Origin of the sequence: Clostridium sp. DFI.5.61 (assembly GCF_024462915.1) — a bacterium.
Classification (GTDB): Bacteria; Bacillota; Clostridia; order Oscillospirales; family Oscillospiraceae; genus Lawsonibacter; species Lawsonibacter asaccharolyticus.
Map to the genome: position 1 here is coordinate 1 of NZ_JANGBZ010000009.1, position 20,841 is coordinate 20,841.

Genomic DNA, 20,841 nt, shown 5'->3' on the forward strand with positions numbered 1-20,841 from the left:
CCCCCCCCCCCCCCCCCCCCCCCCCCCCCCCCCCCCCCCCCCCCCCCCCCCCCGCGCCGTGCACTGGGAAGCGGCGACGGCCATCCAGTCCCTTCTGTGCCGCCGGACTGTACTTTTTGTTCCGGCTGTGGTATGATGCAGCAAGACCATTGAAGAAAAGGAAGGACCGCTATGTACATCGACCCCACCGTCTACCAGGGACGCCCCTCCGATGACCGTATCCCCCAGGAGCTGGCTGTCTATGACAAACTGGAAGAGCTGGGCATCTCCTTCACCCGGGTGGATCACGACCATGCCGACACCATGGAGGACTGCCTGCTCATCGAGCGGACCCTGGGGGCCCGCATCTGCAAGAACCTGTTTCTGTGCAACCGGCAGCAGACTGACTTTTACCTGCTGATGATGCCGGGGGACAAGCCCTTCAAGACCAAGGACCTCTCCCCGCTGCTGGGCTGCTCCCGACTCTCTTTTGCCGGCCCGGAGCATATGGAGCGCCTGCTGCGCACCATCCCCGGCTCGGTGAGCGCCCTGGAGCTGATGTTCGATACGCAGGCACAGGTACGGCTGGTCATCGACCGGGACCTGCTGAAGGACCGGTATCTCAGCGGACACCCGGGGATCTCCACCTCCACCCTGTGCCTGGAGCGGGAGGAGATGATCCGCTTCGTGGAGGCCACCGGCCATACCCCCACCTATCTGGACCTGCCGGACCCGCGCCTGTCGGAGCAGGGCGGAGGTCTGTAACGAAATCGTAGCCGTTTTGTCTCTCTTTGCCACCGGTTTGCAAACCTTTCGCAACCCCTTTTTCCCCTGGCTCTGGTATGATGGAGGCAGAAGGAAAAAGGGGCTTTCCTTTTGCCCCGAGCCATGCTGGAAGAGAGGAGAATCAGGATGAAGAAGACCCGCGTATGGCCCGCCCTGCTGGCGGCCCTGGTGATCCTGGCGGGATGCGCCGCCGCTCCGCCGGAGGAGAGCGATCCGCCGACAGAGGAGTTCGTCTTTACCCGGGAGAATATGCCCCGGCTCAACGGGTCCACCTCCGCCGTCCCCCTGGCGGAGGCGGTGTGCTCCGTCCTGCTGGGAGAGAGCCGGGAAGAGGTGGCCGATCTGGTCCAGTTCTCCCGCACCACCGCCTCCTATGAGGCACTTATGGCGGGGGAGGCCGACCTGCTGCTGGCCGGCGAGCCAGAGCAGGCGGTGATGGAGCGGCTGGAGGCGGGGGACCGGTGGCTCCTGACCCCCTTCGCCACCGACGCACTGGTCTTTGTAGTCAACGCGGACAACCCGGTGAACGGCCTGACCACGGAGCAGCTCCAAAAGATCTATACCGGGGAGATCACCAACTGGAGCCAGGTGGGGGGCGAGGACCGGGACATCATCCCCTTCCAGCGCAACCCGGAGGCAGGGAGCCAGGCCCTGATGAAGAAGCTGGTGATGGACGGCCTGGAGATGATGGAGCCTCCGGTGGACTACACGGCGGGCTCCATGTCCTCTCTGCTGGAGGGGGTGCGGCAGTATGACAACAGCCCCGCCGCCATCGGCTACACCGTCTACTACTATGCCCACGATATGGAGATGGCCCAGGGACTGAAGCTGCTCTCCATCGACGGGACTGCCCCCAGCCCGGACACCATCCGCAGCGGGGAATATCCTTTCCTCAATCCTTACTACGCTGTCATGGACAAGGACGAGGCGGAGGACAGCCCCGCCCGCATCCTCTACGACTGGCTGCTGGGAGAGGAGGGCCAGTCCCTGGTGGCCCAGGAGGGCTATGTGTCCATTCTGGAACAGGAGGGGTGAATATGAGAGGGCGCGGCGCGGCCTGGGTCCTGGCCCTGGTGCTGCTGGCGGGGTGCGCCCCCGCCCCGGCGGCGGAACCCCCGGAGGAGCCGGAGGTCCGGGTGCGGACCCACTGGGAGGCTCTGGAGACCCGGGCGGGGTCCCTCCCCGACGTGGAGACTCCGTGGCCGGGCGGGATCGGGGAGGATCTGATCCCCGGGGAGGACTACGGCCCCCTCTACCCCTATGCGGGGACAGTCATCAATGCGGCAGAGTGGGAGGGGGGTCCCTTTCGCTATGACAGTTTGACCTACGGCCTGATGACCCGGGCGGGGGAGCTGGTGACGGAGTCGGTGTACACCCGGGTGGAGGTCCCTACCTATTACGACAGAGAGGGGACGGATGTCTTTCTCCCCCTGCTGGTGCTGAAAAAGTCGGTGGGAGAGGGAGGCTGGCCCTATGGGGACGGCACCCTTTTGGCGGTGGCCGCCCGGGACGGCAGCTGGCGCACCCCCGCCCGGTGGTGGACCTATGCCGCCGGGGCGGAGGGCCTGATCCTCTACGGGCCGGAGGGGTGCTGCTGGCTGGGCACGGACGGGACCGTCCAGGGGGAGTGGCCCTGGGAGGAGCTGGTGGCCGTTCCGGAGATGGCGGCCGAGGTGATGAACTGGGAGCGGCTGATGTTCGAGCCGACCTGGCGGGATGACTTGGTGTGGATGGGCTGGACCGACGAGAGCCGGAGCCGGAATCGGCTGCTGGACCTGTCTCTGGGCCGGGTGCGGGAGGAGGAGCCGGGGGAGTGGCGTGCCATCCAGGACACCTGGCTCGTGGGCCGGGGGGAGGGCTACACCTACTTTGACGGGGAGGATACCTTCGACGGCAGCTGCACCCGCCTGGAGATCGGCGGACAGATCTGTGAGATCCCCTACGGCGGCACCGAGCTCTACTGCACCCTGAAGCGGGGCCTGCTCTTTTTCAATGACAGCAGCTCCCGGCAGAGCTCTCCGTCCGGGGCGGTCTACCGCCTGGACGGCATGCCGGTGGTGGAGGCCGGGACCTATACATCCATCTCCCTCGTGCGGGACGAGATGGGGGAGGAGGGGCCCGTCCTGCTGATGGGAGAGCGGACTGACGGGAGCTGTGACCTGCTGGATGAGGACGGAGCGCTGTGGATGGAGGATGTGCCCTCCTATACTTACCCTTACCTTACAGGTGAGATCCTGCAGCTGGAGGAGAAGGTCTCCGGCCGGCAGGTGGTGAGCTGCTATGACACAAGGACGGGAGAGCTCCTCTACCGCCGCACTCTGGGCCTGGGGGACGACCAGCAGGAGCCCTTGGAGGACTGGTGAGCCCTGACAGGGGGACGGACAGGAGGGATCCATTCTGGCTGCATAAGATCACGCGCCCCGGAGGAAAGCCTCCGGGGCGCGCGTGTCATACTTTGCGGATGATCATCAGACGCTTTGGCGGATCAGCGGAGCGGGACGCAGTGCCAGAGGATCAGGCGCCAAACTGGATCAGGACCTGATCGTCCCGTTCGAAGGCGGAGGCACTGTAGTAGCGGGCGGTCACAGCGCCGTCTTCGTCCCGCTCACAGCGGTAGTGCTCCAAGAAGTCCCACAGCATGGGGATCTCGGAGGTCAGGCAGTTGTGGGGGCGGTACAAGCTGTTGGTGTACTGGACCAGGGGAATGTCCTGTCCATTGATCCAGGTATAGGTCTCGAAACGGTCATAGGGGCCTGTGACGGTGAAAACAGGCTCGGAGACAGGCACGCCGAAGGTGGTGACTGTTCCGTCAGCGGCGTAAACCGCCGGGGTGTACACAAAGCCGTTGACTCGCAGGAAATACTGTGCCCAGTCGTCTGTGCGGTTCCAGCGGTCGTCATAGGGGGTGCCGGTGTCATCTTTGCCATTGCCCTCGCCATTGATCAGGTAAGTGGGGATGGGCTTGTCAGAGTGGGCGTCGGGATAGTCCTGATAGAAAGAGGTGGAGGCTACAGCGGCGTAGTAATCCGGGGTCTCCTGGGCAAACTGCTGAGATTCCATAGAGCCCATGGACTGGCCGGTGCTGTAGATCCGGCTGAGATCAAACTGGAATTTGCCGGAGTCATTCCAACCCTCCAGGAGATCCAGCATGGCGTGGTAGCAGGCATCCACATCGGCGGGGGTGACAGCGACAGAGGTGTTGTAGGCTTCATTGGTAAAAATCAGCGCGATGCCGTTTTGGTTTGCAGTTTCCCACCAGCAGGTGGAGTCAAAAAAGATGATATTGGTCTGGCTGCCGCCAGCCCAGGCGGTGATGACAGGGGCGCCGTCAGGCTGGAGTTCGGATGCGTTGTCAGGGATGTAGAACAGGATCTCGCGGGGCTCGCCCTCAATGTCCACGATGGTGCAGATCATTGTGGCGGTCGCGCCATCGGGCATAGTGACCTTCTGTTCAGCATAGCGGTCAGGGGACTTGTGGGCGTTGACGATTACGTCGGTATAATCCCCCCGCAGCATCAGGGCATTTCCGTAGGCGGAAGTGTTGTCATAGCGGGTGTAGCAGGTCAGGAAATCATGAATCTCCCGGCCGGAGAGGGACTGTCGGCTGTCCACAGCCACCTTGGAGATGGGGCCCGCATACTGGGTCTGCCAGGCGTCAGAGTCCCCGGCCTGGACATATACGGTGCCGTAGTCGGCGTTCTGGGTGCCGGAAGGGGAGCAGTCGTTGGCAGTCTTCCAATACTGAAGGCTGTGGTCCGCGGCATCATAGTTGACGAACCAAGTGGGAACAGGGATGTCCTGATTGGTGATCATCTGATCGCCGCGGGCCGCCAGGCGGCTCTTCACATCCTCTGTGATGTCATAGCCGTTGGTGCCTACCGCATAGACCTGGCTGCCTACTTCGGACAGATATGCCTCGCCGGCGCTGACGCCGTTCAGATACACCTGAGCGATGACGAAGATGGGATTTTTGGCTGACCAAGCCTCCAGAGGGGCACACCCTTCACCATAGCCTACAAAATACCACTCGCCAAAGGCGGACCAGTAATTTTTGTTTTTGTCAGGCGCGTTGGGATCGGCCTCATCGGCCACAGGCGTGTTCAGCCAGGAGAGAGCGGCAGTCAAGAAAGGCAACTCTTCCTCCACGGACCCCCAGCCGCTGCTGCCGGGGGCCAGCACAAACAGACATTCGCCGTTTTCTTCCGCCAAATCGAACCAGCCATTTTCCATCAGAAATTGGGTGGGATCGACCTTGTCGGGCAGGGCGATCACGTAAAAATAGGGCCGACAGGAGGCATGCTCGGAGATATAGATGTAGGCCTCTCGCTGGGCCGAGTTCCCCTGGAGATCGGGATAGGTCAAAGTCTTGCTGAAATAGCCCGTCATGGGCAGCTGGTTGGCATCGGAGTAATCAAAGGCGGGGGCCGGTACGCCATCCAGCGAGATGGGGCCTGTGGAGGTGGTAGACACAGAGACTGCCTTGGAACCTGCATCCCAGGAGACCGGCATGTTGTAGGCCTGGGCCAGATAAGCGAGGGGGACGTACAAGGTCCCATCCCGCAGAGCAGGGACAGTGTCCATCTCAGAGCCGGAAAAAGTGGCATCGCTGCCGGTGAAATAGGTGCTGACGCCGTTCCGGGTGAACTGTACTCTGGAGCCTTCCTGCTTCTGAGTCAGTCCCAGAGCGTCCGCGATATCCGGCGAGACCATGGTGCGGTCGTTTTGATCAATGTATGCGGCGGACTGTACCGTCTTGCCGTCTACCTGCACAGAAACACTGCCCTCTGCCGAGGCGGAGGAGATGAGCCCCAGGGCAAGAGACACACCGAGGGTAAGGCCAAAGAGATGTTTGATCGATTTCCTCATGAAGATGCTCCTTTCAGATAGATCCCTGGATTTGTGCTGTTTAAATAAAAAGTGGAGAGATATAAATAAATTATATCACGGATAAAATAAACTTTAACTCTAATTTTTGCATAAATTCATGAAAGATATAAATGGATTTAAGACAAAGAGGGAGTAAAAAGCGGCGCCCCGGAGGATTCCCTCCGGGGCGCGGGCTCGTATGTCATACTTTGCGGATGATGCCCATGGGGGTGCACTCACTGGACTGACCCAAGGGGTTGTCCCCCAGGATCCTGGCCAGCAGGGCCATGGAGGGCTCCTTCTGGGAGCAGCCCAGGATGTTGGCCCCCAGGTCGTTGATGTCCACGATCGCCACCGGGTGGCCCAGAGCCTGGGCCAGCCTGCGGGAGGTACCCATGGGGTCGGCGGGGGTGAGGACCACGTAGTGGTCATAGGGAGGGATAGTGCCCTCGGTGGGACCGTCGATGCCCCGGGCCTTGGGCCCGGCCACGATGTAGAACCAGCCCTTCCGGCGTAACAGCTTGCCAATGACGCTGCAGAAGGCGGCGAACAGGATGCGCAGGGTGCCGCACTCCCGCAGGGCCATCTCCATAGTCTCCGGGATGCCCAGACCGATGCCGGCGGGGGTCTTGGTCACATAGCGGCTGAGGGTGACGGCCAGCTTCCGGGGCTTGATGTCCTCCATGGGGATGGCCCGGTTCTGGGTGCAGGCCACCGCCTTCTCGGAGATGAAAAGAATGTCCCCCTCCTGCATCCGGTCCTTGGCGTAGCGGACCACCACGTCGGCCATGTCGTCAGTGTTGGTGATCAGGTGGGTCTTTACCGGGATACGCTGGTAGTCCACCCCGTCCACCGTGCGGACCAGCTGCTTGCCGGGGTTTGCGGAATAGGTGCTCTGTTCTTCGCTCATGGAGATGCTCCTCTCAGGCGGCAGTCCTGCCGCTGCGTTGTATCAAGGTAAGGATGCCCAGTTTTCCAGGGCATCCAGTCCTGTGCGTTGATTTGATTTTTCTATTATATCACCAGGGGCTCCTGTTTTCCACGCTTTGGCGCAAGTTTTCCCGCTTATTCGCCGATCTCTTCCGGCAGAGGGCGGCGGCGGTGCTCCACCGGGCCCCACTCGGGCAGGGGGAGGCGCTGCATGGAGCCGAAGACCCGGGACTTGAGTCCGGGGTAGCGGCCCTGGAGCTCGTAGATCAGCTCCTTGATCTCCTGGCGCTTGGTGTTGCCGTTGGCAGGGCAGGGGTTCTCCACCACCGGGAGAGAGAGGCGCCGGGCGGTGTGACGCACCAGATTCTCCCCGCAGTAAAGCAGGGGGCGGATCTGGGTGATCTGAGTCCGGTCCAGCCAGGTGACGGGCTGGAAGCAGGACAGGCGGCCCTCAAAGATGAGGGACATGAAAAAGGTCTCCACTGCGTCATCGTAGTGGTGGCCCAGTGCGATCTTGTGGATGCCCCGCTCCAGCAGGGCACTGTGGAGGGCCCCCCTCCGCATCTTGGCACACATGGAGCAGGGGTTTTTCTCCTTCCGCACATCAAAAATGATGTGCTGGATCTCACTGCCGAGGATGGTGTAGGGGACCTCCATCTCCCGGCACAACTGGGCAATAGGAGAAAAGTCCATCCCGGGCCGGCCCTCTGCCGCCCCCATGTCCAGGGTGAAGGCCTCCACTGTGAAGGGGATGGGGTAGAATTCCCGCAGCTTGGCCAGCGCCACCAGAAGGGTGAGGGAGTCCTTGCCGCCGGAGACCCCCACCGCCACCCGGTCGTCAGGCTGTATCATGTCGTAGTCCTCCACACAGCGGCGGACCAGAGAAAGGATTCGGTTCATAGGGCCTCCTTTTTAGGTTTTTTCCTCATTTTCACAACTTTTTTCAAAAAATAAAATTCAAATTGAAAATGAGATAAAAAGAGATAATAACAGGAAACGAGAGAAAACAGGAGATTATGAAATAGAAATTAAAAAAGATGGAAAAACCCGTTGACATTGGGATTCCCAAATACTATAATACAAAACGCTCCGCTTGTACAGGGGAGCGACTGATTTTGTCTGCAAAATGATTTTTCAGATAAGGAAAGAAAATGGAGGTCTCACCTATGTCCACTTTTATGGCCAACAAGGGGAACATCGTGCGTAAGTGGTACGTCCTCGATGCTGCTGGCAAGCCTCTGGGCAAGACCGCTGCCGCCGCCGCCAACCTGCTGCGGGGCAAGCTGAAGCCTGAGTACACCCCCCACGCCGACTGCGGCGACTTCGTCATCATCATCAATGCGGAGAAGGCCGTCCTCACCGGCAAGAAACTGGAGCAGAAGTATTACCGCACCCACTCCGGCTGGATCGGCGGCCTGAAGGAAGTGCAGTACAGCACCCTGATGCGGGAGCGCCCCGAGCTGGCCATGAAGCTGGCTGTCCGCGGCATGATGCCTCGCAATGTGATCAGCAAGGATTCCATGTCCCGCCTGAAGATCTATCGCGGCGGTGAGCATGAGCACGCCGCTCAGAAGCCTGAGCTGTGGGCTCTGTAAGCAAGGAGGTAGACGAGCATGTATAAGAGCAAGAAGCCTTATTTCTATGGCACTGGCCGTCGGAAGTCCTCCGTGGCCCGCGTTCATCTGTTCCCCAACGGCACTGGCGCCGTGACCATCAACGGCCGCGACATCGATGAGTATTTCGGCCTGGAGACCCTGAAGCTGCTGGTCCGCCAGCCCCTGGTGACCACCGGTAGCGAGGGCAAGTTCGACATCGTGGCCACCGTCTCCGGCGGCGGCGTCACTGGCCAGGCCGGTGCCATCCGCCACGGTGTGGCCCGCGCCCTGTTGCTGGCTGACGAGAATAACCGCGCCGCCCTGAAGGCCGCCGGATTCCTCACCCGTGATCCTCGTATGAAGGAGCGCAAGAAATACGGTCTGAAGGCCGCCCGCCGTGCGCCCCAGTTCAGCAAGCGCTAATCTCACTTACCCAAGAGATAAATTCCACCGCTTTTCAGTCCGTCTTAGGACGCTGTTTTGCCGGATTTATCGAAGTTTTTGGAGTTCTGAGCGTTCCTGGATTGTGCTGTGCTTGACTGCGTAAGGAGCGAGCAAGGAGCAAGCAAGGAACAAATTTCGCAAGCGAAAACCGAAACCTGATGAGCAGGAGATGTATCCGCAAGGAGAACATCTCCTGCTTTTTTTGCTATCAGCTGTTTTCATGGTGTACTCTCTTAAATTTGGTTGATTGCCTCCACCAGGGGCTCAATGTCCAAGTGGGTGTAAACACGTTCGGTGAGCGTCATGGCGCCGGAGTGTCCGACAATCTTCTTAATCATGGTCTGATCCACATGCGCTTCTGTCAGCATGGAGATACAGGTGTGTCTGGTGTCGTGGGGTGTGTGGTTGAAGCCGATCTGCTCCATCAGGGGCGTAAAATAGCTGTCATAATAGTTTCTGTAGTCAAAGTGCTTCTGGTCAGGGGTATGCAGCAGGTATTCGCATTTGGAGCCTTCATACCATGCCTTGTAAAACGGAAGCACTTTGTCTGCAATCGGGACTTTCCGCAGACCGTTTTCCGTCTTGCTGGCAATCACATCGAAGTATTGTTCTTCCAAATGGACATCTTCCTTTTTCAAGTCCAGAAACTCCGAGATGCGGCAGCCATTGTAAATCAGCATCAGCACGATCTGATAGAACGGGTCCTCCGCCAGCTCCCACAGCCGCTTGATCTCGGCTTTGGTAAACTTGTTCCGATCACGTTTGTCAGGATTCTTGTCCTTGTACCGGACAATATCCACAAACTCGGAATAGTCCTTGTTGCAGATGTCATTCTTCATGGCATAGTCATACAGCTGACTGAACAGGCCCTTCAGCTTCTTCAAGGTGGGATAGTTCTTCCCGCAGGTGTCTACCACAAGCTGTAAATCCGCCAGCTTGATCTCCCGGAACACCTTATGGTACAGCGTCCCGCACACCTTGTAGGAGGCTTCATAGCCCTTCACATTGGAGGCCGAGATGGTGGGATACTTCCCCTTGGACCAGCACTCATAGACCTCCTGGAAGGTGGCCTTGGACGCTTTCACATCGAAGGGGTTATTGTTGTACTCCGCCAGCATTTGAAGGCCCTCCGCTCTGGTGGCCGCATAACCGATGGTGATTTGCTCCTGAATTTGTTTCTGTTTCGCTTCGTCCCAATGCCAGCCTACGGTCTTTTTGACAGCATAGGGTCTTCTTCGTTTTCCGGACATTTTCTTGACGCTTCCATATCCGTTGGGTAATCTCAAATAGTATCAAACTTCCTTTCTCCCAGTGACTAAAGATAAAATTTGAAGGTGCTTTCCCTTCATCACTGCTGGCTGCCGCTTTCCTCGGCAGCCTTTTTCATTTGCTCCAGCCGCTGGCGATCCAGTTCGTTGCGGCGCTGGATGCGCTCCATCTCGGTGAGAACTTCCACTTCCCTGTCCTGTAGCTTGGCTTCCGCATAGTAGGCCAACTCTTTTTCCATCCAGCGGTCGAAGCCCTCCTGATCTGTCCAGTAAGTTTCCAGCTTCTCACGTTCGTCCCGGAAATCCTCCAATATCAGGCACAGGGAGTCATTCATCTCCGCTGAAGAGTCGTTCCCCTTGAACCGCAGGGAGCAAGACCATTCCTCACTGTGGGGCGGACGCTGCACATCAATCTCAAACCGGATGCCCGCTTTTTTGTTGAGCTGGTAAAGCACCGCAATCACATCAGACAGGCTGTTCAGCTCGATACTGGGCCGTCTGTAACCGATCAAATCTGCCGGAGAAACGTTCAGCTCCTTGGCTATGGCGTTGATCATGGCAATGGACGGTTCAATCTCGCCGCTCTCATATTTCTGGATGGTACGCAGGGTCTTGTCGAGCCGAGTGGCAAGCTCTGTCTGGCTTAAACCGGCCGCTTTTCGTGCCGACTTAATCCTTTCGCCGATTTCAGCTGGATTGCTGTTCATTTGAATCACCTCGCCTGTATTGTAACACGGAGTCCTGCGAATTGCAAGAGCGTAATATGAATTTTTTATTCGTATTTGCTCTTGACAAGGCGTCATAGGGAGGATATAATAAGGATGCGAATTAAAAATTCGTATTTTAGAGGTAAGGAGGTGAGAAACATGGAGAAAAAGGTTTATGTTGAGCTGCCGCCCTTCACTGGGCGGAATGTTCCCATTACTGAGATTGCCGCAGCAATGCACAAGGATGCTCAGTATGTACGAGTCGGCCTGCAAAAAGGCATTCTGAAATTCGGCTATGCCATCAAGCTGGACAATTCCAACGAGTACAACTACTACTGCCCTGACCGGAAAGTGTGGGAAGAAATCGGATATTTCCAGCCGGAGGCAGCCTAAAAAAGAAAAGAGCCCTCATCCTGGCAGATGAGAACTCTTTCGAGACAGTCCCTACGGCAGCTGCCGTGTGAACGATCCGTTCGCATGGATATTATAACACGGCAGCTGCCAATTTCAACAACGATTTTCAGGAGGTTATTTGAATTTGACAGCGTTACCAGACATTTTAAGGAAAGACGGTCTGTTCTGCTGTTGGCGGTATGAAGAAAGAAACGGAAGGAAAACAAAAGTTCCTTATCAACCGGATACCGGGCTTGGAGCCAAAAGCAATGATCCAAGCAGCTTCGTGTCCTACGATATCGCAGTACAGGCAAAGGGTTACGATGGTATCGGTCTTGGTATCTTCAACGGGATTTGCGCCATTGACCTGGACAACTGCGTAACGGACAGCGGCTACTACACCGGGGTCGCCGCAGAGATCGTTACGCTGATGCACAGCTACACCGAGTACAGCCCCAGCGGGAACGGATTACACATTCTGTTCCGGGCAGACGGCTTCCAGTACGATACCAAACGATTTTATATCATGAATCATCAGGCCGGTATTGAAGTCTATGTGGCAGGCGCAACCAACAAGTATGTGACAGTGACCGGAAAAGTATGTGAGCAATATGATTTTGGAGATCGCACAAAGGAACTGCAAATCCTTTTGGAGCGATTCATGGTCAGACCGGAAACCAATGCAGCAAATGCAATAAATGCAGGAAATCCCGATATGGACACAGCACAGCTTCTCAGCATGGCAAAGTCCAGCAAAAACGGAGCAGCTTTTACTTCCCTCTGGGATGGATCCACAATGGGATACGCTTCCCAGTCCGAGGCAGATTTGGCATTATGCAGTTATCTGGCATTCTGGACAGGAAAAGATGCAGCAAAAATGGATGCCATGTTCCGCCAATCCGGCCTGATGCGTGACAAATGGGATCGGCAGCAATCCGGGACAACCTACGGAGCCATTACCATCCAGAAAGCCATCGAAAATTGCAAAGAGGTCTACACGCCAAAGCAAGAGACTACACCGCAATTTCCACCATTGATGCCATTGACGCCACAGTGGAGTGAGCTTCCGACATTCCCGGTGGATGCGTTGCCTGACACGATCCGAAGATATGTCAGCGCAGTTGCAGAGCACAGCCAGACAGCACCGGACATGGCGGCCGTGATCAGCCTTGGCGTCCTGGCAGTCTGCCTGCAAGGCAAATACAAGGTGGAAGGCATACCTGGCTATTATGAACCTCTGAGCCTTTACACAGTGGTGATTGCTGCTCCCGGCGAGCGCAAATCCAGCGTCATGCGGGATATGACCAAGTATCTCTACGAATACGAGCAGGAATACAATCAATCCCGCAGCTCTGAAATTCGGGAAAACCGCTTACAGCGGGAAGCGTTGGAGCGTCAAATCTCCGGCCTGCAAAAGAAGCTGGAACATAGGGAAGATCGTGAAACAGAACTGGAGCTTCGGCATCTGCAAGAGCAGCTTGAAGATATACCCGAGTTGAAGCCGGTCCGCTTCTTTGCCGATGACTGTTCCAGCGAAGCATTGACCAGCCTGATGGCTGCCAACGGCGGTGTGTTCTCCGTAATCTCCACCGAGGGCGGCATCTTTGATATTATGGCCGGGCGGTATTCCAACAAGGCTAATATCGACATCTGCCTGAAGGGTCATTGCGGCGATACCATCTATGTAGACAGAATGACCCGTGATTCAGAGTGCATCATGCACCCGGCCCTTTCCGCTATTCTCTCCATCCAGCCCAGTGTGCTGGATGAGATCATGTCCAACAGCACCATGACAGGCCGGGGGCTGATTGCACGATTCCTGTATGCGTCGCCGCCGTCCAGAATTGGCGGGCGGACATTCCGAACTCCATCCGTTCCTCCCGAAGTCAGCGCCGCCTATCGCAATCTGATATTTCACCTGATGGCATTGCCAATCAGCGAGGACACTCAAACGCTGTATCTCTCCGAGAAAGCCTTTGACCTGATGGCCGACTACTTCCTGGAACACGAAAGGTTTCTGGCTGGTGAAGGGCAGGCCATCTCCGACTGGGCCAGCAAGTATATTGGCGCCGTTCTCCGGATTGCAGGATTGCTCCACGGCGCTGATATGGACGATGGACAGTACGAGATTTCCGTATCGACTGTAAACCGTGCAATTCAAATTGGAAAATACTTTCTGGCTCATTCCACCTACGCTTATTCCATGATGGGAACTGATCTCAGTATCCAGAAAGCCAAATTCGTGATGGCAAAGCTGAAAAAGAAGAACGTCACCATGATAAAGCGTTCCGATCTTTTTCAGATGTGCCGGGGCAAGTTTTTCAAGAAGACGGAGGAAATCTTTCCCACGTTGGAGCTTCTGGAAGGACACGGCTACCTCCGGATGGAAGAACCAGAGCGGAAGTCAGCTGGCAGGCCAGCGGACGTGAGGATCTTCGTAAATCCCGCCGCAGCGTGAGCAGGAATATACTGCATTTATTGCATTTCCTGCTTAACCCTCGTGACCCCCGTCCCCACACTGAAATCCGCAGAGTTCAGTGTGGACCGGCAGGGAGAATATTACGGACTTCTCCCTGCCAACGGGCGGGAAATCATGAGCTATACAGGCTGCGAATGAGTTACCACCCGCACCGTCATTTGCGTCACAAATGGCGGTTGAGGCTCCCGCAGGAGCCGCACTCCCCCTCGGAGAGCGCAAAACTTTTGATGGCTCTGCTGTCAAAAGTGCTTTTGCGTTACTTTTGACAAAAGTAACAAAACCCGCCGCTGGCGTGGCGAAAGGAATTCTTATTATAACTACTGTTGTAAAATCGGAGGTGACAGATATAAAACGGACTATCAGTGCTATGTCGGGCAAGGGTGTGATTGAGCATAATCGCCGCACCTATATCGCTGAAAATGTAGACCCGGAACGAACGCATCTGAACATCGAATACTGCTATACGCCCATCGAACAGGCGTATCATGAGTTGTTCGATGAAGCTCTGGCAGCGTACAACGCCAAACAGAAACGTAAAGACCGGTGCATCGAAAACTATTACAAAAAAATCTGTGACGGAGATCAGGAAAAGCCATTTTATGAAGTAATCTTTCAGATCGGAAACAAGGATGATATGTCTGCCGCCAGCGAGAACGGGAACCTGGCAAGAGCTATTTTGGACAAATTCATGCGGAGTTTCCAAGAGCGAAATCCCCATCTTCATGTGTTCTCTGCCCATCTGCACATGGACGAAGCCACGCCCCATCTTCACATTGACTTCATTCCATATACCACCAGAAGCAAGCGAGGTCTTTCCACCCGTGTATCTCTGAAACAGGCGCTTGCCGATCAGGGCATCACAGGCGAAGGACGCTCCATGACAGAGCGTGCCGTATGGGTGCAGAAAGAAAAAGAAGCATTGGCTGAAATCATGTTGGAGTATGGTATCGAGTGGGAGCAGAAAGGCGAACACCGGGAACACCTGAGCGTTCTGGAATATAAACGGGAACAGCGCACGCAGGCGTTGGCCGAGCTGGAGCAGACGATTGAGCGTGTTCAACAGCAGCAGGTTTCCATCAAGGCGGTGGAACAGATTGAAGCCAAGCCCCTGCCGCTATCCTCCAAGGTGGCGCTGGAACGGGAGGATTATCAGACCCTTGTTACGGCTGCGCAGAAATTTGTTGTGCAGGAGAAGCAGGACGGAAAACTCAAAAAGCTCCTGAAGGAAGCAAAGAAAACCATTGCTGAACTGAAAAGCACCATTGCCGATCTCAAAGCGCAGCTGGCTGCGGCTGCAAAAGAACTCTCGGAGTATAAATCTGTCCGTGGAAAACTCCGTACAGCGGAACTGGAGCAGGAAAATGATAACCTTCGAAGCAAGCTCCGTAGCTACGAAGCGGTAATTGACCGCAATAATCTGTGGTCGTACTTTGCCCAACGCAGAGGAAAGACGCACATGAGGGATGATACCCGGTAAGTGTTTAAAGAATAAATGCAATTGCTGGTACAGGTTTGGACTTCGGGCTGGATTTCACTTTTCGTGAAATCCAGCCCTCCTTTATTGCTCTACAAGAACTTCTTCTAATATTGATATAAAAGCGTGAATGAACTGACATAAAATCTGCATAATTTTGTGATTGGGGTTGTATTTTCCAAGGCTTCCGCATATAATAAAAATGTGATTGAGAAACACTGAAACTCCAATAAAAGCGTGAAGGAGTGTATCTATGGAACGATTGATTTTGAATAAGCTGCTGGATTGGAAGAATTCACCCTACCGCAAACCGCTGATCTTAAAGGGCGTGCGTCAAGTGGGCAAGACTTGGGTTCTCAAAGAATTTGGCAGACGTTATTATGAAAATACTGCCTATTTTAACTTTGACGAAAACGAAGAATATAAGCAGTTCTTTGAAACCACCAAGGACGTGGATCGCATCTTGCAAAATCTAATGTTGGCCAGTGGTCAGAAGATTGTCCCGGAAAAGACACTTATCATTTTTGACGAGGTGCAGGACTGCCCGAAGGTTATCAACTCCATGAAGTATTTCTGCGAGAACGCTCCGCAGTATCATGTCGCCTGCGCCGGTTCTCTGCTGGGCATTGCCCTGGCAAAACCATCCTCTTTCCCGGTGGGCAAGGTTAACTTCATGCAGATTGACCCTATGACTTTCACAGAATTTCTGCTTGCCAATGGCGACGAAAATCTGGCCAAGTATCTGGAGAGCGTAGATACCATCGAGCCGATTCCCGATGCCTTTTTCAATCCGCTCTATGAAAAACTGAAGATGTACTATGTCACCGGCGGCATGCCGGAACCTGTGCTCATGTGGACGGAAGCACGGGATGTCTCCGCCATGCAGGAATCCCTGTCTGGGATTATCGGTGCCTACGAGCGTGACTTTGCCAAGCACCCCAATATCAGTGAGTTCCCAAAGATCTCTATGATCTGGAAGTCTATACCGTCTCAGCTGGCAAGGGAGAATAAGAAGTTTATCTACAAGGTTGTCAAAGAAGGCGCAAGAGCCCGAGAATACGAGGATGCTTTGCAGTGGCTGGTGGATGCAAGACTGGTGCATAAGATCTACCGCAGCACGGCTCCCGGCCTGCCGGTGGCTGCCTACGATGACCTCTCTGCTTTCAAGATTTATCTGGTGGACGTAGGCCTGCTTCGCCGCCTAGCGCAGTTGGCTCCTACCGCCTTCGGAGAGGGAAACCGACTGTTTACCGAGTTCAAGGGCGCTTTGACTGAAAACTTTGTGCTGCAGACCCTGATCACGCAGTTTGAAGTGGTTCCCCGCTATTGGAGCCAGAATAATCCACCTTATGAAGTGGATTTCCTCATTCAACGGGAAAATGACATTTTCCCTGTGGAGGTCAAATCCGAGGCTAATACCACCAGCAAGAGCCTCAAGAAGTTTAAGGAGCTGTTCCCGGATCAAGTCAAGCTCCGTGTGCGGTTCTCTCTGGATAATCTGAAGCTGGATGATGATGTACTGAACATCCCTTTGTTCATGGCTGATCAAGCAGATAGATTGATTGGATTAGCATTAGAAAAGAAGAATAGCTTTGGTCAGTAATGGTTCATCAATATAAAAAGTAACAATTTGACCTATAGAATGAAAGAAATAGAAAGGTGATATGATGGTCAAAGGCTTCATTTTCTTCAGAGACGGAAAGATACCATTCGTAATCGAAAACTACCGCATGGAATTATTTACGGATGACTCGCTGCTGGATGATTTTTGTAAAGAATATAATTTTAAAGAAAACTATATCCTGCATGGACAATGTTTTGATATCGGAATTCGTGGACGGAAAGCAACTTTTTTAGTAGAAAACTCTATGGGTAGTACCTGCTATTTACGTTGCTATATTATCAATATGTTCGACAAAGATGAAGAGTATGACTCCATAGGCCTTCAATCACCGTCCCTCGATGAAGTTTTTAGATACGAATATGAATACATTGACATGGTGCGAGCGGGAATCAATTTGGCTGTAGAGCCTAAGGTTGTATATAAGGTTCCGTTTGGTATGAACGATCAGAAGTATGAATTAGAATTCCGGATAGGTCACGATAACCGGCTCGGGCTTTTGGAAGACCTCGACAGAAAGGGCGAATTGATTCTGCCACTACACACCAACGAGATACAAGAGTGCTATGATATAACTAATGTTCTACATAGGCTTGCAATGTTTATGACATCCAATGCAGAAGTCCCTTTCAAACGGATTACACTTTATAAGCAAGGATTGAAAGCAGGGTGGTTCTACTGTTCTCTCATTTCAGAAGATATAGTTGGTGGGTATGGCGGTTTCTTCCACGAATTTGATGTTATGAAATACATCCCGAAAATCTTAAATAACATAGCGTTAGATTCCGGCAATAAAATAACACAAAGCATTCCCCTGGGGCATTTAGGGGATTTTAACTCCATGTATACACCGCAGCGATTTGTAGAACAAGTTATGGCGTTTGAGTATTTATTCGACAAGCTGGATCACAAGAATGCTCAAAACCCTAAATTCCCCCTAAAAAAAGAATTGGAATGTATGTTTAATGAATTCCCACAATTACTATCACGAACGAAGATTCCTTCAGAGATGATTAGTGATCAAATTAAGGAAATTAGGCGTACTATTGCCCATGGATATGCGTATTACTATGATTTCAAAAATGACTCCAACACCAAATATTTGATGATTCTTCTCGATAAATTGATCAAATGCATGAGCTTGAAATGGATAGGTTTTTCTAATGATGACATTTCAAACTATATTCTCTTTTAGAAAAAACATACAAGCTTGATATAGAAACTCAGTTAGATACTCAGAAATTAGGCAATATGTCCTTACAGATACTTAGAAAGGGCGAAAATGAAATGGCAAAGAAAGAAGTTAAAACCGATTTGTGGGTCGCTCGTCAACTCGACGACTCCAAAATTAAATATGATGCGCAAGGCAGTGATGTTAAGGAAATTAACGATGCTTTACAGAGTGCATCAAAGCGAGGTACTGGCAATGCCGGATATCCGGAGTATGTTGCAGTTGTAAAAGACTTTGTTATCGTCATTGAGGATAAAGCTGATCTTGCCAAGCACCAGAAGCTGACCAGTACGGGAATCCTGTCTGTCGATCAGAAAGATATTGCAGATTACGCTGTTAATGGGGCATATTTTTACGCCAAGCACATTGCACAGAATAGCAGCTTCCATAAGATTTTTGCAATCGGCGTTTCTGGCGATGAAAAGCACCATAGAATCACTCCACTGTATGTGGATGATAGAGATGGCTATAAGCAGCTCCCCGATATTGAATCCTTTACATCCTTCACTGCTGCCAATATCAACGAATACTATACTCGTTACGTTCTGGCAGAAAAGACCGATGTTGAAAAGACTACGGAGGAAATTCTGAAAGATGCGGCAGAGCTGCACGAATATCTGCGCACCTATGGCTCCCTGAAGGATCAGGACAAGCCTTTGGTGGTCTCCGGTATTCTTCTGGCACTGGATGACAAATTCTTCAAACCCGATGATTTGCTCGGTGACGAAACAACCACTGACGGCCAGTTGATTTACGATGCGATTCAGCGTCGCCTCAAAGCATCCAATGTTGGGCCTGATGCAAAACGTGACAAGCTGATGAGTGAATTTTCTATCATCCGCACAAGCGCTCGTTTGAATGAAATCGATGCCAAGCTGGGCAAAACGCCGCTTAAATTCTACACCGAGTTCTTGAAGAAGAATGTCTTTGACAACATTAAGTATCGCAGTTCCAGCGAGGATTTCATTGGAAGATTCTATGGCGAATTTATGAGCTATTCTGGCGGTGACGGCCAGACATTAGGCATCGTTCTAACCCCACGTCATATCTGTGATTTATTCTGTGATTTACTAAATGTTCAGCCCTCTGATATTGTTCTTGACCCTTGCTGCGGCACTGCCGGTTTTCTGGTTGCTGCAATGCACCATATGCTTGAAAAGGCCGGTACCGATCAGGTCAAGCGTAAGAACATTAAAAAGAAGCAGCTGCACGGCTTTGAACTCCAGAGTAATATGTTCGCAATCGCTGCAACCAACATGATCCTCCGGGATGACGGCAACAGCAACATCAAATGTGAGGACTTCCTACGTCAAAATCCTGCCCAAGTACAGCTTAAAGGTGCAACTGTTGGTATGATGAATCCGCCTTATTCTCAGGGGACCAAAGCCGATCCGTCGCAGTATGAATTATCTTTCGTGGAGCACTTGCTCGATTCCTTGACCGAAGGAGCGAGGGCTGCGGTAATTGTTCCTCAATCGTCCATGACCGGCAAGACCAAAGACGAACAAACCTTTAAGGAAAATATTCTGAAACACCATACATTGGAGGGTGTCATTACCTGCAATACAGATACTTTCTATGGCGTAGGCACTAACCCTGTTATTGCAGTCTTTACAGCCCATGAGCCACATCCTGATGATAAGATTTGCAAATTTATTGATTTCAGAAATGATGGTTATGAAGTGCGTGCTCATGTTGGTCTTGTTGAAGGAGATTCTGCTAAAGATAAAAAACAGCATTTGTTGGATGTTTGGTTTGGACGCACAAAGGCTGCATCAAAATTTTGTGTTGAGTCCACTGTAAAAGCTTCAGATGAATGGTTACATTCTTACTTCTATTTTAATGACGAAATACCTACTGATGCCGATTTTGAGAAATCTATTGGGGACTATTTAACATTTGAGTTCTCTATGATTATGCAGAATCGAGAATACCTTTTTGAAGGTGGTGATGTTAGTGAAGGAACTTGATGAGAAGAAGTGGGAAAAATTTGACGTATTTGGCAAAAAAGGCTTTTTACGCATTGCTACAACTGATAGCAGTATAGATAGCATTCGTTTATTAGACGGAAATGAGAAACGTGTTCCATATGTTACACGCTCCGAAGCTGTAAATGGAATAGCTCAATTTGTTAGCGAAAACAACTATGAATTCGGTTCTGATGAGGCTGGCTGCATTACGGTCGGTCTTGACACTCAAACCGTATTCTATCAGCCACATAAATTTGTTACAGGTCAGAATATTCAAATAGTAACTGGTGACTCGCTTAATGAGGATAGTGCACATTTTTACGTCACTATTCTTAAAAAACAAATGGATGCGAAGTTCAACTGGGGTGGTAATGGTGCAACATTAAGTCGTATGAAACGACTTGAAGCAATGCTTCCTGTTTCTGATGCGGGAATTCCAGACTATGAATATATGTCAGAATATATATTTCAAAAGAGGAAGACTTTACTTGGAAAATACCGGAATCACCTCGTTCAGCGAATTAAGGAGCTGGGTGAAGGCGGCGAAATTCCATCTATTGCCCAAAAGAAATGGGATTCTTTTTTGATATCTGATATATTTAGTATCCTGCCTGGAAAAAGATTAGTATCTGCACACTCGACCTCTGGCAATCGCCCTTTTATTGGTGCTTTGGATAAAAATAACGGCGTTGCACGCTTTGTGAATGACACTAATGCATCCCTGGATAAAAATGTACTCGGTGTCAATTACAATGGAAACGGTATGGTTATTGGCTTCTACCATCCCTATGAGTGCATTTTCTCAGATGATGTTAAAAGATTCCATTTGAAGCACCATGAAGACAATGTGTTTGTGTTACTGTTTATGAAGGTTGCCATTCTGCAGCAGAAAAGCAAGTTTGGCTACCTGTATAAATTTAACGCAGAACGCATGGCTAACACCAGAATCATGCTTCCAGTTACCGATGATGGTGTTCCTGACTACGAGTATATGGAGCAGTATGCCAAAAATCTGATGATCCGGAAGTATAAGCAGTATTTGTCATATCTTGATTCAAAAGAAAAAACTGATACGGTAGCTACAGACAATTGACAGCT

Annotated in this window: 17 protein-coding genes; 12 read left to right on the top strand and 5 right to left on the bottom strand. The window is 52.5% G+C overall.

The features are described from left to right. Positions 1–171: 171 nt before the first annotated feature. The 3 genes from NE584_RS06355 (at position 172) to NE584_RS06365 (ending at position 3,128) form a co-directional block, all read left to right on the top strand. Positions 172–744, top strand: coding sequence for a prolyl-tRNA synthetase associated domain-containing protein (locus tag NE584_RS06355; protein ID WP_050623255.1), 573 nt, complete (start codon positions 172–174; stop codon positions 742–744). Between the two features lie 147 nt (positions 745–891). Further along, complete coding sequence (locus tag NE584_RS06360; protein WP_050623256.1) at positions 892–1,800, top strand: PstS family phosphate ABC transporter substrate-binding protein; 909 nt, start codon at positions 892–894, stop codon at positions 1,798–1,800. Between the two features lie 2 nt (positions 1,801–1,802). Continuing rightward, a complete protein-coding gene (locus NE584_RS06365; RefSeq protein WP_050623257.1) occupies positions 1,803–3,128 on the top strand; it encodes a hypothetical protein in 1,326 nt (441 codons plus the stop codon). 151 nt (positions 3,129–3,279) lie between these two features. Here the strand turns inward: NE584_RS06365 and NE584_RS06370 are convergent, their stop codons facing one another. From NE584_RS06370 to NE584_RS06380, 3 genes are all read right to left on the bottom strand, one after another. Then, on the bottom strand, positions 3,280–5,631 hold the full coding sequence (locus tag NE584_RS06370; protein WP_256182271.1) for a stalk domain-containing protein: 2,352 nt from the start codon (positions 5,629–5,631) through the stop codon (positions 3,280–3,282). A 202-nt stretch (positions 5,632–5,833) separates the two neighbouring features. Next, positions 5,834–6,541, bottom strand: a complete 708-nt coding sequence (locus NE584_RS06375) for a coenzyme F420-0:L-glutamate ligase (protein WP_256182272.1) — start codon at positions 6,539–6,541, stop codon at positions 5,834–5,836. Positions 6,542–6,696: 155 nt separating this feature from the next. Next, on the bottom strand, positions 6,697–7,461 hold the full coding sequence (locus NE584_RS06380) for an ATP-binding protein (protein WP_108980340.1): 765 nt from the start codon (positions 7,459–7,461) through the stop codon (positions 6,697–6,699). 266 nt (positions 7,462–7,727) lie between these two features. Between NE584_RS06380 and rplM the strand changes: the two genes are divergently transcribed. Together rplM and rpsI are read left to right on the top strand one after the other, a co-directional pair. Then, a complete protein-coding gene (gene rplM / locus NE584_RS06385; protein WP_050623261.1) occupies positions 7,728–8,156 on the top strand; it encodes a 50S ribosomal protein L13 in 429 nt (142 codons plus the stop codon). An 18-nt stretch (positions 8,157–8,174) separates the two neighbouring features. After that, positions 8,175–8,579: a 30S ribosomal protein S9 gene (gene rpsI / locus NE584_RS06390; RefSeq protein WP_050623262.1), complete on the top strand. Its 405-nt coding sequence runs from the start codon at positions 8,175–8,177 to the stop codon at positions 8,577–8,579. Positions 8,580–8,833: 254 nt separating this feature from the next. On the opposite strand, the gene NE584_RS06395 is transcribed toward rpsI, so the two are convergent. Both NE584_RS06395 and NE584_RS06400 read right to left on the bottom strand, forming a co-directional pair. Next, positions 8,834–9,850 carry a tyrosine-type recombinase/integrase gene (locus NE584_RS06395; RefSeq protein WP_368670711.1) on the bottom strand — a complete coding sequence of 339 codons (1,017 nt, stop codon included), beginning with the start codon at positions 9,848–9,850 and terminating at the stop codon, positions 8,834–8,836. 98 nt (positions 9,851–9,948) lie between these two features. Further along, a complete protein-coding gene (locus NE584_RS06400) occupies positions 9,949–10,575 on the bottom strand; it encodes a helix-turn-helix domain-containing protein (protein ID WP_076917385.1) in 627 nt (208 codons plus the stop codon). A gap of 159 nt (positions 10,576–10,734) precedes the next feature. On the opposite strand from NE584_RS06400, the gene NE584_RS06405 reads away from it, so the two are divergent. The 7 genes from NE584_RS06405 to NE584_RS06435 all read left to right on the top strand — a co-directional run bounded on the left by NE584_RS06405 (position 10,735) and on the right by NE584_RS06435 (position 20,836). Then, complete coding sequence (locus tag NE584_RS06405) at positions 10,735–10,968, top strand: hypothetical protein (protein ID WP_076917386.1); 234 nt, start codon at positions 10,735–10,737, stop codon at positions 10,966–10,968. 145 nt (positions 10,969–11,113) lie between these two features. Continuing rightward, positions 11,114–13,426: a DUF3987 domain-containing protein gene (locus NE584_RS06410; RefSeq protein ID WP_256182275.1), complete on the top strand. Its 2,313-nt coding sequence runs from the start codon at positions 11,114–11,116 to the stop codon at positions 13,424–13,426. Between the two features lie 190 nt (positions 13,427–13,616). Further along, entirely contained in the window at positions 13,617–14,924 is a 1,308-nt protein-coding gene (locus NE584_RS06415) for a plasmid recombination protein (protein ID WP_256182276.1), read from the top strand. Between the two features lie 250 nt (positions 14,925–15,174). Then, positions 15,175–16,524 carry an ATP-binding protein gene (locus tag NE584_RS06420; protein WP_256182277.1) on the top strand — a complete coding sequence of 450 codons (1,350 nt, stop codon included), beginning with the start codon at positions 15,175–15,177 and terminating at the stop codon, positions 16,522–16,524. Between the two features lie 61 nt (positions 16,525–16,585). Beyond that, complete coding sequence (locus NE584_RS06425) at positions 16,586–17,737, top strand: hypothetical protein (RefSeq protein ID WP_256182279.1); 1,152 nt, start codon at positions 16,586–16,588, stop codon at positions 17,735–17,737. A 92-nt stretch (positions 17,738–17,829) separates the two neighbouring features. Continuing rightward, positions 17,830–19,743, top strand: coding sequence for a class I SAM-dependent DNA methyltransferase (locus NE584_RS06430; protein WP_256182281.1), 1,914 nt, complete (start codon positions 17,830–17,832; stop codon positions 19,741–19,743). Continuing rightward, on the top strand, positions 19,730–20,836 hold the full coding sequence (locus tag NE584_RS06435) for a restriction endonuclease subunit S (RefSeq protein ID WP_256182282.1): 1,107 nt from the start codon (positions 19,730–19,732) through the stop codon (positions 20,834–20,836). The genes NE584_RS06430 and NE584_RS06435 overlap by 14 nt, the downstream gene beginning before the upstream one ends. The last annotated feature ends 5 nt before the right edge of the window (positions 20,837–20,841 follow it).

What these genes read in the sequence shown, in the direction of transcription:
- NE584_RS06355 (WP_050623255.1), top strand. Translation starts at nt 172, where the DNA reads ATGTACATCGACCCCACCGTCTACCAGGGACGCCCCTCCGATGACCGT.
- NE584_RS06360 (WP_050623256.1), top strand. Translation starts at nt 892, where the DNA reads ATGAAGAAGACCCGCGTATGGCCCGCCCTGCTGGCGGCCCTGGTGATC.
- NE584_RS06365 (WP_050623257.1), top strand. Translation starts at nt 1,803, where the DNA reads ATGAGAGGGCGCGGCGCGGCCTGGGTCCTGGCCCTGGTGCTGCTGGCG.
- NE584_RS06370 (WP_256182271.1), bottom strand. Translation starts at nt 5,631, where the DNA reads ATGAGGAAATCGATCAAACATCTCTTTGGCCTTACCCTCGGTGTGTCT.
- NE584_RS06375 (WP_256182272.1), bottom strand. Translation starts at nt 6,541, where the DNA reads ATGAGCGAAGAACAGAGCACCTATTCCGCAAACCCCGGCAAGCAGCTG.
- NE584_RS06380 (WP_108980340.1), bottom strand. Translation starts at nt 7,461, where the DNA reads ATGAACCGAATCCTTTCTCTGGTCCGCCGCTGTGTGGAGGACTACGAC.
- rplM (WP_050623261.1), top strand. Translation starts at nt 7,728, where the DNA reads ATGTCCACTTTTATGGCCAACAAGGGGAACATCGTGCGTAAGTGGTAC.
- rpsI (WP_050623262.1), top strand. Translation starts at nt 8,175, where the DNA reads ATGTATAAGAGCAAGAAGCCTTATTTCTATGGCACTGGCCGTCGGAAG.
- NE584_RS06395 (WP_368670711.1), bottom strand. Translation starts at nt 9,850, where the DNA reads ATGTCCGGAAAACGAAGAAGACCCTATGCTGTCAAAAAGACCGTAGGC.
- NE584_RS06400 (WP_076917385.1), bottom strand. Translation starts at nt 10,575, where the DNA reads ATGAACAGCAATCCAGCTGAAATCGGCGAAAGGATTAAGTCGGCACGA.
- NE584_RS06405 (WP_076917386.1), top strand. Translation starts at nt 10,735, where the DNA reads ATGGAGAAAAAGGTTTATGTTGAGCTGCCGCCCTTCACTGGGCGGAAT.
- NE584_RS06415 (WP_256182276.1), top strand. Translation starts at nt 13,617, where the DNA reads ATGGCGGTTGAGGCTCCCGCAGGAGCCGCACTCCCCCTCGGAGAGCGC.
- NE584_RS06420 (WP_256182277.1), top strand. Translation starts at nt 15,175, where the DNA reads ATGGAACGATTGATTTTGAATAAGCTGCTGGATTGGAAGAATTCACCC.
- NE584_RS06425 (WP_256182279.1), top strand. Translation starts at nt 16,586, where the DNA reads ATGATGGTCAAAGGCTTCATTTTCTTCAGAGACGGAAAGATACCATTC.
- NE584_RS06430 (WP_256182281.1), top strand. Translation starts at nt 17,830, where the DNA reads ATGGCAAAGAAAGAAGTTAAAACCGATTTGTGGGTCGCTCGTCAACTC.